The sequence below is a fragment of the Saccharibacillus sp. CPCC 101409 genome (assembly GCF_030518235.1).
Classification (GTDB): Bacteria; Bacillota; Bacilli; order Paenibacillales; family Paenibacillaceae; genus Saccharibacillus.
This window is the reverse complement of record NZ_JAULSA010000006.1, coordinates 73,820-86,481: the sequence shown is the minus strand read 5'-3', so window position 1 is coordinate 86,481 and position 12,662 is coordinate 73,820. Positions and strand designations below refer to the sequence as shown.

13 protein-coding genes and 1 riboswitch are annotated in these 12,662 nt (G+C 59.3%); all 13 genes read right to left on the bottom strand.

Features of this window, described 5'->3' with window-relative positions; all coding sequences use genetic code 11:
* Nucleotides 1–24 precede the first annotated feature (24 nt).
* The 13 genes from QWJ34_RS14730 to QWJ34_RS14670 all read right to left on the bottom strand — a co-directional run bounded on the left by QWJ34_RS14730 (nucleotide 25) and on the right by QWJ34_RS14670 (nucleotide 12,600).
* Nucleotides 25–693, bottom strand: a complete 669-nt coding sequence (locus QWJ34_RS14730; RefSeq protein WP_302729273.1) for a methionine ABC transporter permease — start codon at nucleotides 691–693, stop codon at nucleotides 25–27.
* Nucleotides 693–1,709, bottom strand: a complete 1,017-nt coding sequence (locus tag QWJ34_RS14725) for a methionine ABC transporter ATP-binding protein (protein WP_302728917.1) — start codon at nucleotides 1,707–1,709, stop codon at nucleotides 693–695. Before QWJ34_RS14725 ends, QWJ34_RS14730 begins: the two co-directional genes overlap by 1 nt.
* A gap of 115 nt (nucleotides 1,710–1,824) precedes the next feature.
* Nucleotides 1,825–1,959: riboswitch (SAM riboswitch) on the bottom strand.
* A gap of 309 nt (nucleotides 1,960–2,268) precedes the next feature.
* Nucleotides 2,269–3,177, bottom strand: coding sequence for a COX15/CtaA family protein (locus QWJ34_RS14720; RefSeq protein ID WP_302728916.1), 909 nt, complete (start codon nucleotides 3,175–3,177; stop codon nucleotides 2,269–2,271).
* A gap of 277 nt (nucleotides 3,178–3,454) precedes the next feature.
* Nucleotides 3,455–3,805, bottom strand: a complete 351-nt coding sequence (locus QWJ34_RS14715; RefSeq protein ID WP_302728915.1) for a thioredoxin family protein — start codon at nucleotides 3,803–3,805, stop codon at nucleotides 3,455–3,457.
* Between the two features lie 109 nt (nucleotides 3,806–3,914).
* Nucleotides 3,915–5,528 (bottom strand): putative polysaccharide biosynthesis protein, encoded by a 1,614-nt coding sequence (locus tag QWJ34_RS14710; protein ID WP_302728914.1) that lies wholly within the window; start codon nucleotides 5,526–5,528, stop codon nucleotides 3,915–3,917.
* Between the two features lie 46 nt (nucleotides 5,529–5,574).
* Nucleotides 5,575–6,054 carry a DUF456 domain-containing protein gene (locus QWJ34_RS14705; RefSeq protein WP_302729272.1) on the bottom strand — a complete coding sequence of 160 codons (480 nt, stop codon included), beginning with the start codon at nucleotides 6,052–6,054 and terminating at the stop codon, nucleotides 5,575–5,577.
* Between the two features lie 60 nt (nucleotides 6,055–6,114).
* Complete coding sequence (locus QWJ34_RS14700) at nucleotides 6,115–6,948, bottom strand: Cof-type HAD-IIB family hydrolase (RefSeq protein ID WP_302728913.1); 834 nt, start codon at nucleotides 6,946–6,948, stop codon at nucleotides 6,115–6,117.
* A 205-nt stretch (nucleotides 6,949–7,153) separates the two neighbouring features.
* Nucleotides 7,154–8,131 (bottom strand): Gfo/Idh/MocA family protein, encoded by a 978-nt coding sequence (locus tag QWJ34_RS14695; protein WP_302728912.1) that lies wholly within the window; start codon nucleotides 8,129–8,131, stop codon nucleotides 7,154–7,156.
* 163 nt (nucleotides 8,132–8,294) lie between these two features.
* Complete coding sequence (locus QWJ34_RS14690; protein ID WP_302728911.1) at nucleotides 8,295–9,173, bottom strand: metal ABC transporter permease; 879 nt, start codon at nucleotides 9,171–9,173, stop codon at nucleotides 8,295–8,297.
* On the bottom strand, nucleotides 9,174–10,121 hold the full coding sequence (locus QWJ34_RS14685) for a metal ABC transporter permease (RefSeq protein WP_302728910.1): 948 nt from the start codon (nucleotides 10,119–10,121) through the stop codon (nucleotides 9,174–9,176). It abuts the gene before it with no gap.
* A 55-nt stretch (nucleotides 10,122–10,176) separates the two neighbouring features.
* Complete coding sequence (locus tag QWJ34_RS14680) at nucleotides 10,177–10,983, bottom strand: metal ABC transporter ATP-binding protein (protein ID WP_302728909.1); 807 nt, start codon at nucleotides 10,981–10,983, stop codon at nucleotides 10,177–10,179.
* A gap of 28 nt (nucleotides 10,984–11,011) precedes the next feature.
* Nucleotides 11,012–11,965: a metal ABC transporter solute-binding protein, Zn/Mn family gene (locus QWJ34_RS14675; protein ID WP_302728908.1), complete on the bottom strand. Its 954-nt coding sequence runs from the start codon at nucleotides 11,963–11,965 to the stop codon at nucleotides 11,012–11,014.
* Nucleotides 11,966–12,141: 176 nt separating this feature from the next.
* Nucleotides 12,142–12,600, bottom strand: a complete 459-nt coding sequence (locus tag QWJ34_RS14670; RefSeq protein WP_302728907.1) for a hypothetical protein — start codon at nucleotides 12,598–12,600, stop codon at nucleotides 12,142–12,144.
* Nucleotides 12,601–12,662 lie beyond the last annotated feature (62 nt).

Here is a 12,662-nt window from a genome sequence, read left to right as displayed (position 1 = left end):
CCTTTTTCTAAAATGATATATTTTTTATTTCCGGGTAAAATGAATCACCAGACGATCGCCGATCATCTGAATCAGCTGGACCAGCAGGATGATGATCACGATGGAAACCAGCATGACCGCCGTTTCGTACCGGTAATAGCCGTAGTTGACAGCCAAGAAGCCCAGACCGCCGCCGCCGACAAGGCCGGACATGGCGGTGTAAGAGATCAGCGCGATTACCGTGACGGTAAAGCCCGCGATCAGGCCCGGTCTCGACTCGCGCAGGATGACTTTGTACACCACCTGCCAGGTCGACGCTCCCATCGCCTGCGCCGCTTCGATAACGCCCCGGTCAACCTCGCGCAGCGAAGTCTCGACCAGTCTGGCATAGAACGGCGCGGCACCGATGACGAGCGGCGGAATCATTCCGCGCACCCCGATCGACGTATGCACGATTTCCTTCGTTACCGGAATCAGCGCGATAATCAGGATGATAAACGGCACGGAGCGTAGGATATTGACGACGATCGACAGGATGCTGTAGAACAGCCGAAGTCCCACGGAAGAAGAACGCGACGTCAGAAAGAGTATAATTCCTATCGGAAGACCGAGAATTAGCGTAAAAAGACTGGAGTAGGCGAGCATCTGAAGCGTCTCGACCGTCGCTTTGCCGAACTCCTCCCAGTTGACCTGGGAAAAATCGAGATTGTTGATCATCGCACTTCCTCCACTTCGAGCTTTTGTTCCGCGAGTCTTTGCAGGGTACGCTCAATCGCTTCCGGAGTCCCTTCGAACCGCACGATCAGCTGTCCGTACGGCGTTTCCTTGATCCGCGAGATCGTTCCCTGCAAAATGGCGAAGTCGACATTCGTTTCCTTGACCGTTTGCGACAGGATCGACTGGTAGGTCAGGTCGCCGATAAACGTGACTTTGACCGTTCTCGCCGATTCGGGATGCGGAGCATGAATCGCTTCTTCCAGCACGTCCGCGCTGTCCGATTCGCGCCGGATAAAGTCTCTCGTTACCGCTTCGCGCGGCTTGAGGAACACGTCGATCACCGGACCTTCTTCCAAGATCACGCCGCCGTGGATAACGGCTACTTTGTCGCAGATGCTCTGGATAACGTGCATCTCGTGCGTAATCAGCACGATCGTCAGCCCCAGCTTGCGGTTGATGTCGAGCAGCAGGCGCAGGATGGAATCCGTCGTCTGCGGATCGAGCGCCGAGGTCGCCTCGTCGCACAGCAGCACGCGGGGATCGGTCGCAAGCGCCCGGGCGATGCCCACCCGCTGCTTCTGCCCGCCGGACAGCTGCGCCGGGAATTTCTTGGCGTGCTCGGTCAGGCCGACCAGTTCGAGCATCTCTTTGACTTTACGGTCCACCGCGGCGCGGGGCGTGCGCACCAGCCTCAGCGGAAAAGCGATATTGTCGTAGACGGTCGCCGACGACAGCAGGTTGAAATGCTGGAAGATCATGCCGATCCGGCGCCGCTCGCGCTGCAGCTGACTCGTACCGAGTCTCGTCATGTCGGTCTCCCCGATCGTGACGCTGCCGCTCGTCGGCTCCTCCAGCATGTTGATACATCGGATCAGCGTGCTCTTGCCGGCCCCCGAGTGGCCGATAATGCCGAAGATTTCTCCTTGGGCGACTTCCAGGTTAATCCCTTTGAGCGCCGCTGTCGCTTTGGCGCCCGTTCCGTACGTTTTGACCAGATTTTTGATCGTAATCACTCGGCTGCTCCTCCCGCTATACTCGGCCGCTTCGATTCAACGCCCGTCGTTCGGATAAAACAAAAAGCCCTTTCGATAGAACAAAAAGGGCTCGCATCTTCTGCGTACAGTCACCTTCTCATCTACCAGAACCCCTATCGGTTCTGTAGGAATTAGCACCATGACACCCCGCTGCGAACTCACTTCGTTCGCATACAGGATCGGTTGCCGGGCTTCATCGGGCCTATCCCTCCGCCTCTCTCGATAAGAAAAAAATCAAGGTTATATAATTGGCAAGCTTTAAAGTCGTAATTACGTAGTCTTCGGCCCGAGCCGAAATCCTTAACTCAGTATATTCACTTTGACACGTTTTGTAAAGGTTCCCGATGAAAATTTTCATAAGCTTTTTCGCTATCGTTTGCCGAAAACGGTTTGTGCGAAATGTCCGTCTGCCGCGGACGACAGCCGTTCGGAGGAAACCGGAACGAAAAAAGGGAGCCCGCAAGAGCTCCCGCCGTAGTTTATCCGCTTCTTTGTACGGACAAGCCGTTACAACTTGAACCGGCGGACAAAGCCCGATTCAAACGCGAACAGCTTCCTTCACCCGCCGCGAAGCAGCCGCTTCCCCGGCCGGAATCCGGCTTAATTCCCAGGTACGGATGCTCATGAAGCACAGGAACGCGAACAGGAAATCCGTAATCAGCGTATGCAGCATCGGAGCGAACATATAATATTCGCTGCCGAGCGAAACCAGATTGACCACGCCGCTGAGCGGCAGCGCGATAATCAGCGCGACGACGATGATGCCGAGCTTGCGAATATCCGGGATATGCCCGTAGCCGCGGACCGCCATATGGCCGACCATCAGCACCAGTACGAGCAGCAGCGCCGAAGCGATATGCAGCACGACCGCTGCTTTGGCCAGTTCGGTGTGGCTGACCAGCGCGCCGGTATACACGACCGCATACGTAAACGCCGCCGAGAAAACGGTCAGATTGCGCGTGCGCTTGCTTATCCGATGTTCCGCCGGAGGCGCTTCGTAGCGCTCCAGGCTGCCCGCCCTTCTGACCGACAGCGCCAGTACCAGCGCGCTGGCGAATGCGATCAGCGCAAAGCCGAAGTGCAGCGCCATGATCGCCGGCACCTGCGAGAAGACGACGGCCAACGCGCCCATGATCGCCTGAACCACGACGAACAGGAACATCACGCCCGCGTAAATCTGGAAATCGCGGCGCTTGCGCGACCAGACCAGGAACGCGATCAGCGTCGCCAGCGCCAGCAGTCCCGCGACTCCCGCAGTCAGGCGGTGCGTGTACTCGATCAGCGACCCGATCGTCGTGCCCGGCACGAACTTGCCGTGACAGAGCGGGAATTCGCGCCCGCATTCCAGGCCGGAGCCCGTGCGCGTCACCACGACGCCGTTAAACGATACCAGCAGCATAATCAAGCAGGATGCGTAACTCAACCATTTCAATACTTTATATTGCAAAATTCTCACCCGCCGATTCGAGAATAGTAGTCGGTATTCCTCTCCGCCGCGCCCGGCGGCGGTCCGCGAAATACACTGTTCCTTCTATTATACCGGAAATCCGGGGATGCCAAGAATCGCGTTTGTGACAATAAATGTTCAAAATGATTGTGCGTTTGCACACCGATTCGGCCTTTCGGTATGACTTACTTCACTGATATGCGGGTATCCCGAATTCCGCCCGCCGCAAAACGCAGTAAAGCCGCCGAACCCGAAGGCCGGCGGCGGTCCGCTGCTGTTAGCCGTTATGCGCCAGCTGGCCGTGCACTTCGGCCGCGCGATCGAGGAAGCTTTCGATCTCCGCGCGCGATTTGCGCGCTTTGTTCACAAAGCGCACCAGTTCCTGCCCGTTCGAGAACGCGACAAAGCTCGGGATGCCGAGAATATTCAGCGATTGGCTGACCTCTTCGACTTCTTCGACGTCGATCTGGATCAGCTTCAGCTGGTCTTTGCGCTGTTCTTCGACTTCCGGCATAAACGGGTCGATAAAGTGGCAGTCTCCGCACCAGTCCGCGCGGAACACGGCTACCGTCAGGCCGGGACCGGAAATTTCCCGGTCGAAATCGGCTTTTGTACGAATTTGTTCCATCTCGATTCTCTCCCTTTGATGAAATATAGGCAAACCTTTATCCGAAAAAGTAAGGGCTGCGGAAAAACGGCACAACGCCGCTTTTCCGGACCTTCATTCTAATCCCAAATCAGCCGCGCTGCAACCGCATCAGCGGACGCAGCACCCGCTGGAGCGGACGCGGATACGCGCCCAGCTCGTCGCGGCGGATGACCCGCAGCAGCACCAGCAGCACCAGGTAGATCGCCGGCACGGCAGCGCCGACCGCGCAGCAGGCGATAAAGAATGCGATGCGGGCGTTCATGAAGGCGGTCAGCCAGATACCCCATTCGCTCAGCCCGAAGCTTGCCGCGGCGATAAGCAGGCAGGTAACGGCAAACGCCGGCCAGCGCTTGCCCAGCACCGAAAACGACACAATGCCGCGCAGCACGCGCAGGTTCAGCATCGTAATGACCAGGAAACAAACGCCGGTCATGCCGATAATGCCGTAAATACCGAGAAACGGCGCCAGCGCCAGACTGCCCAGAAGCTTGACGGCCAGACCGATGCCCACGTGCACCATCGAGCGGCGGGCCAGATTCATGCCGAGCAGCATCGAGTTTGTGATCATCATCGTAATCTGGAAGATCGTCCCGAGCGTCAGCACGGCGATAATGCCCGAGCCGTCGCGCGTACTGAACAGCAGTCCGTTGACGGAATAAGCGGCGCAGCCGAGCGCGATTACCATCGGCATACCGGTCAGAACGGCGGTGCGCAGCGCCATCGTAATCTGCTGCTGCATATGCTGCACATCTTTGCGCGCGAACGCCGCCGAGATAATCGGAATCAGCGATGTGCTGAGCGCGATTGCCAGAATCGGCGGAATGCCGGCCACGCTCTGCGCGCGGCTGCCCAGAATCCCGAGCTGCGCCGTCGCCAGCACATCGCCGATCTGACCGATCAGCAGCGGCTTGACGATCGTGGTATCGATAAAGTTGATTGCCGGCACGGCCAGCGAAGAAAGCACGATCGGAATCGACAGTTTGAAGATATCCGCGTAAATCCGGCTCAGCGGAATCGTCTGGTCCTGACGGTTGATCAGCGTCCGGCCTTTCTTCCGCTCGTTCTTCGACAGCTTGGCCGAAGCGAACAGCATAATCCCGAACGCGCCCAAACTGCCGAGCACGCCGCCGAACGACGCGCCCGCGGCGATCGTTTCGCCCGGGCGGCCCAATTTCAGCAGAATGTAAGCGAGCAGAATCGCTGTGAACACGCGGGCGATCTGTTCGACGATCTGCGATACACCGCCGACCGCCATCATGTTGCGGCCCTGGAAGTAGCCACGCATCATCGCGATCGTCGGGAACAGAATAAGCGCCGGCGCCAAAGCGCGAATAGCCGGAACGGCTTCCGGCAGTTTGACGACGGATGCGTACCACGGCGCGAATACGTAGAGCAGCACCGTGATCACGACGCCCATCATGCCGGAGAACAGCAGCGCCGCATAATAGATACGGCCGGCCTCCTCCGGCCGGTCCAGCGCGTAGCGCTCCGAGATCATTTTGCTCAGCGTACTCGGAATCCCCGCCGTCGCCACCGTAAGCAGCATCAGATACAGCGTGTTGGCGACGGTAAACGACGCGTTGCCGACGCTGCCGAGCATGTGCTCCAGCGGAACGCGCTGAACGAGACCCAGTACTCTGGCGACAAGCGCGGCCGCCGCCAGAATGAGGGTCCCTTTGACAAACGATTCTTTTTTAGACAAACCCAATTCCCTTCTTTCCCCCGTAAACAAGCCGCTGCCGGCTTACCTATACGATCCAGATGATGAAAACGACAATCATGACGATCTGCAGAATCGCTTTGACGAGCGTGCTGCTGAGCAGTCCCACCAGCGCGCCCCAGCCCGCTTTGAGCGACTGTTTGAAGTCCGATCCGTGAATCAGCTCGCCGATCACCGCGCCGATAAACGGTCCCAGAATCAGGCCGAACGCCGGAATGACGAACGGACCGAGAATCAGACCGACCGTGCTGAGCTGCACCGACAATTTGGAACCGCCGAATTTCTTCGTCCCCCAGGCGCTCACCACGTAATCGGCCACGATCAGCGCGACGAAGATCACGGTCTGAATAATCCAGAACCAGACCGTCAATTCATGGAACGAGAAAAACCAGCCGTATACGAAAAATGCAAAGTAAATCGCGACCGCGCCCGGCAGAATCGGGAAAATCAATCCCGCCATGCCGACGATAAACAGCGCGACCACCAGCACCCAGCCGAGTATGTCCAGTGCTACCACGTCAGGCCCACCCCCGCTTTTCGTTTAACTTTATCTTTCATCGCGAACGCTTTATGCCGACGGATCGTCTTCGGGCCGCGCGCCGGCGGACGCTTTTGTCTTTGTGCCCTCCGCCGGATCTTCCTCGTCCCCGAATTCTTTCCCGGTCAGCATATATTCGCGGATCACTTCGACGATGCCGTCGTCGTTGTTGCCCGCCACCGTGATGTCCGCGAGTTCTTTGACCGGCGCCTGGGCGTTGCCCATCGCGACGCCCAGGCCCGCTGCCTGGATCGCGGCGATATCGTTCAGGCTGTCGCCGACCGCAATCACCTGCTCCATCGTAATGCCCAGCAGCTCGCATACCTGCGCGATGCCGCTCGCTTTGGAGATGCCTGCCGGGTTGATCTCCAGATTGTCCGTCGAGGAATTGGTGATTTGCAGGCCGCCCATGTCCTGGAGACGGAGCAAAATCCGGTGCAGCGCGTCCCGGTCGGGCGTATTGTAGCCGAATTTGAGCCATTCTTTATCGTCGATGCTTTCGGCCCAGTGGTCCCGGTTGTACAGCCGTTCCGTCGTATACGCCCAGAACCAGACCCCGAATTCTTCGGCGAGCGCGTGCATCCGCTTGATCAGGTCCGGTTCCATCAGCGCCCGGTAATGCAGCTCGTGCGGCGCTTTCCACACTTCGCTTCCGTTTACCGTCACCATCGGCGTTTCCAGTCCCAGCTCGACCGCATACGGCAGCGCGTGCATCGCGGCCCGTCCGGTCGACAGGCACACATGGAATCCTTCGCGCACGGCGCGGCGAATCCACTTCGCCGTTTTTTCCGACACCTGGTGGTCGTCGTTCAGCAGCGTGCCGTCCATATCCAGCGCAAGCAGTTTGTAATCGTATTGCGTCATTCGATTTGCCCCTTTCGAAACGTGGTCGCTCTCGCCATTCTATCACACTTGGCCGCCCGTCTCCAAAGCCCTGCGCGCCTCCGCCGAATCCATGCAAAAAGCCCCCGAGCGGCTCGTTCGCCGGTTCGGGGGCCTGGCATTCTTAACGGGTTGCGGAAGGCGGCGGCGCCTGTGCCGACATTCGACCGCACCGCCAGGTAACGGATCAGAGCTTGATGCTTCGGCCGGTCAAAGCGGACTGGAGCGCGGCGAAGGTCACTTCCTGCGTTTTGCAGGCGTCGGCGTAATCCGAACGGATGCCCGATTTGTCGCCGGTGCGCACCGCATGCAGGAACGCTTCCGTTTCGCGTTCGTACGGATTGCCCGTTTCCTCGACCGTGCGGCGTTCGCCTTCGGCCAGAATGCTCGTCAGATGGCCCGGCGTCCACTCCCACAACCCTTCGCGCGCATAAAAGGACAAACCGACCTTGCCCGCTCCCGGCGGCAGCACGCAGGTGTTCGAGATATTCGCCACCGCGCCCGATTTCAGCTTCAGCGTGACGGTGCCGATATCGTGCACATTCGTGTTTTCCCATTCCTCGTCCGGAAAACGGCTGGCGTAAACGGCCTGCACTTCCTCCACCTCGCCCGCGCAGTATCTCAGCAGGTCCACGATATGCGTCGTCTGCTCGATAAACTGCCCGCCGGAGCTTTCCTGTCTGCGCCACCACCCGGCCTGCGGCATATCGCCCATCCACAGTCCCGTCGCCATGCCGATCCGGCCGGGATGCAGCGCTTCTTTCAATTTCCGGACATTGTCCTGATAACGGAAATGATAGCCGACGGACGTGACCAGATCGGGCGCTTTGAGCCGCAGGAAGCCCAGCAGGTCCTGAGGCAGCTCGGCATCGGCGCCCAGCGGTTTCTCCACCAGAAAAGGAATGCCGCGTTCGATCAGCTCGCGCTCGATCTCCCCGTGCGCCATCGGCGGCACGCAGATATACACGGCGTCGAGAGGCCCGGCTTCCGCCATTTCGGCGACGCTTTCATAACCCGGCGCGTCGTAGCGGATGCCGAACACGTCCCCTTTGTTCTTCGAACTGCCGACGATGCCCGCGATCTCGACGTCTTCCGTTCCCGCCAGAATCTCCGCGTGCTTGCCCGCAAACCATCCCGTGCCCACGATTCCGATCCTCAGTGCCATGCGCCATTCCCCCTCTTCGATCCGGCGGTTTTTTTGCAGGTGTGTTCGCCGGCTTTTTCTCCCTCTAAGAGTACCACGACGTTTCCGTAAAAATCCACCGCGTCCCGCGGAATAATCCGGGGACGCGGCGGCAGATCGGAGGCGCTCGGCATGTTTTTCTTTTTTACAAAACGCCGGCTGCCGATCTTCTGCGCGAAGCTTTCGCGATCAATCCGTGCTTGGGCGACAGCAGCAGCGACAGGATAAACAGAATACCGGCGACCGATACGATACAGCCCGCGATCGAAGCGTCCAGCAGGTACGACGCGAGGTAGCCCGCCACAGCCGATACAACGCCGACCGCCACGCTCAGCCCGATCATGACGCCCAGGCGGTCGGTCAGCAGATACGCCGTCGCCGCCGGGATAATCAGCATGCCCACGACCAGGATCGCGCCGACGCTCTCGAACGAAGACACGGCCGTCATCGACACCATGCCCATCAGCAGGTAATGGAACAGCAGCACCGGAATGCCGCAGGCCGCGGCCATCGCAGGGTCGAACGCGCAGAGCTTGAACTGTTTGTAAAACAGCCCGAGCAGCAGCAGGATCACCGTCACCGTGATGCCGAGCATCCAGACCGCCCGCGGCCCCATATCGGTTCCGCCCAGCGTCCACGTATCCCACGGCACATAAGCGATCTCGCCGAACAGCACGCAGTCCAGATCGAGGTCGATATGCTGCGCGTTCAGGCTGATCAGCAGCACGCCGACCGCGAACAGCGCCGTGAACACGATGCCGATCGACGCGTCGGACTGCAGGCCGGCCGTTTGCAGCGTTTGGATCAGGAACACGGTCAGCAGTCCGAACGCCGTCGCGCCGAGCAGCATCCACATGGAATCGCGGGTGCCGCTCATCAGGAACGCGATCGCGATGCCCGGCAGCACGGCGTGGCTGATCGCGTCTCCGACCAGCGCCATCCGGCGCAGAATCAGGAAGCAGCCGAGAATCGAGCAGGCGCCCGCGACCAGCACCGCCGTCAGGATAATCCAGAAATCCATCATTTACGACTCCCTCCCTTCGGCGGCGCCGGTTGGCGGCGCGCCGCCGTCTACAGTTCGCGCGTAAGCGGCTCTCATGCCGCGGTGCCGCAGCGCTCTGGCGGCAAGACCCCGGCCGGGCGCCAGCAGCAGCGATACCGCAAACAGCAGCGTCGCGGCCAGCACGGTCACCGGACCGGTCGGGATACCTTCGCCGAGCGTGCTGATCGCCGCGCCCGCCGTGCCGCTGAGAGCGCCGAACACGCCGGCCGCCGCCAGCATGACCGGCAGGCGGTCGGTCCAGTAGCGCGCCGCGGCCGCCGGCGTAATCAGCAGCGCGGCGACGAGCACGACGCCGACCGCCTGGATGCCGGCCGCCACCGCGACCGTCGTCAGGATCAGCAGGACGTGCTCCAGCAGCCCGACCGGCAGCCCGATGCCGCGCGCGAAGCCCGGATCGAAGCTGATCAGCTTGAATTCTTTGAACAGCAGCAGCGCCAGGACGATCAGCAGCAGCGAAACGCCCATCAGCACGTACACGTCGCCCGTGACCATGGCCGCCGCCTGGCCGAACAGATATTTATCCAGCCCGCTCTGGCTGCCGCTTCCGCTGTGCTGGATATGCGTCAGCATCACCGTGCCGACGCCGAAGAAGAAAGTCAGCACGATGCCCATCGCCGCATCGGGCTTGATCCGCGTATGGCGCGAGATCGCGCTGACGCACAGCACAGCGGCCACGCCGGCCAGCAGCGCACCGGCCAGGAACAATCCTGCCGATTTGACCTCGGTCAGCATAAAAGCAATACATACGCCCGGCAGCGCGGCGTGCGCCAACGTGTCGCCGAGCAGACTTTCCCGGCGCAGGAACGTAAAGCTCCCGATTACGCCGCTGCCCAGCCCCAGCAGCGTGCAGCCGAGCAGAATCCAGCGCGTATTCGGATCGCTCCACAGCGAGATCAGCCATTCCAGCATAGCGGATTCCTCCTTTTCCGTCCGTTGCTCCCGTTCAATTCGCCCATTCCTTCGCTCATTTGACCACCAGCGCTTCCCGGCCGTCCTGGCCGACGATCGCCAGCTTCCCGCCGTAGGTTTCGTGCAGCTTGTCCGGTGTAAAAGTCTCCGCGACCGGACCGGCCGCAACCAGCCGTTTGTTCAGCAGCAGCACATGGTCGAAATACTCTTCGACCGTCGACAGGTCGTGGTGCACGACCAGCACCGTTTTGCCTTCTCTGCGCAGCTCGCCGAGCAGCGCGATAATGGCTTTCTCCGTTGCGGCGTCCACGCCCGCGAACGGCTCGTCCATGAAGTACAGATCCGCTTCCTGCGCCAGCGCCCGGGCGAGAAATACCCGCTGCTGCTGGCCGCCCGACAGCTGGCTGATCTGTCTGCGGGCGAAGTCCGCCATGCCGACTTTCTCCAGGGTCGCCATAGCCAGTTCCTTCTCGCGCCGCCCCGGGCGCTTGATCCAGCCCAGATGGCCGTAACGGCCCATCATGACCACATCGAGCGCGTCGGTCGGGAAGTCCCAGTCGACCGATTCGCGCTGCGGAACGTAACCGACGCGGCTGCGCATCTTTTTGTACGTATCGCCGTAGATGGCGACCTGCCCCGAAATCGATGGGATCAGGCCCAGAATCGCTTTGAGCAGCGTCGACTTGCCCGCCCCGTTCGGTCCGATCAGCGCGACCAGCTTGCCTTCCGGCAGTGCAAAACTTACATCTTCCACCACGGCTTTGCGCTGGTAAGCGACCGTTATATTGGAGACCGCCAGCGGCGCTGCCGCCGCCTCTTTTGCCGCCGTCCGATGCTTAAGCTTATTCGTTTCCTCGCTCATATCTTCTCCTCCTCCGCGTATGGTTCTTCTATTTCAAAGCTGCCGCAATCGTATCCGCGTTATGCCGCACCATGCCGATATACGTGCCTTCCGCTGTGCCCGGCTCGCCCATCGCGTCCGAGAACAGTTCACCGCCGATGCGCACCGTGTGGCCTTTTTGCGCCGCGCCCGCCACGATCGCTTCCATCGACCGGGCCGGCAGGCTCGATTCGACGAACACGGCTTTGATGCCGCGCTCCACCAGATAATCGCGCAGCGTGCTCACGTCCCGCGCTCCGAATTCCGCCGCCGTGCTGATGCCCTGCAGCCCGACCACTTCCACGCCGTAAGCCCGGCCGAAGTAGCCGAAGGCGTCGTGCGCCGTCACGAGCACGCGTCCTTCTTCCGGAATCTCCTGCATCCGTCCGCGAACGTAAGCGTCCAGTTCCTCAAGTTCGCTCAGATAGCGCGCGCCCTGCTCCCGATACGCTTCCGCGTTCGCCGGATCTTCGGCGATCAGCGTATCCTGCACCGTCCGCGCCGCGCTCATCCAGAGCTCGACGTCGAACCAGACGTGCGGATCGTATTCCGTTCCTTCCTCTTCTCCGCTGAGCAGCCGATCCTCCGGCATATTTTTCGTAACCGCCACGACCGTCTTGCTCTGCTGCATCTTCTCCAGAATCCGGCTCATGTTGCCTTCCAGATGAAGTCCGCCGTAGAAAATAATCTTCGCCCGGTCCAGCTTGCGGATATCGCCCTGCGACGCTTTGAACAGATGCGGATCGACGCCGGGGCCCATCAATGTCGTAACTTCCACGTACTCGCCGCCGATTTCCGCCGCCGCATCCGCCACCATGCCGGTCGTCGCCGTCACCAGAAGTTTGCCGTTCTCGCTCACGCCTTTGGCGCTGCCGATTCCGGAGCAGCCGGCAAGCAGCAGGGCGGTCAGCAGGATCAACAGCGCGTTCAAACCGTGTTTCTTTCTCGCCGCTTTCGCTTTCATCGCAGCCTCCTTTGTCAATCTTTCCATAGGGTAATTTTCTTTCTTTCATGACTCTTTATTTCTTTATACTAAAAAAGTTTCCTTAGGGCAAGTTTTGGAGTAAAAAAAGAAGCTGCCGGTTCTGCGGACAGCTTCATAAAAAACATTGTAAAGTTCTCTTTAACTTTTTAGTTTATTTAATAATTTTGAATTCTGGCTACAGCCGCATCATTTCCAGGAGCAGTCAATTTCACTTTGTAAGAGTATCCGTTTTTCATATAGTATGAGCCCGAAGCATTCGCGCTGGAATCCGTTACGCTAACGTAAATGTAATCTACCTGTTTCCATGAAGACCCATTGTACTCCAACAGATATGCTTCTACCAAACTGCCGCCCGTCTCATAAGTCAAATAGAAATGACCTGTTCGATTCCTTCCGTTTACTTCCCCGCTGTATTTAGGACCGTAAGGCTCGTAAGTTTGCTTGCTTACAGTAGATTGCTGTTGATCGGCTTGAATCGAAATAGAACCTCCGGAAGAATCAATAAGCGGACTGGAAGGCAAAGAAGCAGGCTTTGCAGTTTCTTGGGCAGATGCCAGACTTGACGCTCCCAAAATTACGGACGCAGCCAATATACCCGAGATCATTTTCTTCATAACAAAAACCTCTTTCCTTTTTATTTTGATAAAATTTTCAAAACAAAAAAGTTCTTCTGCTC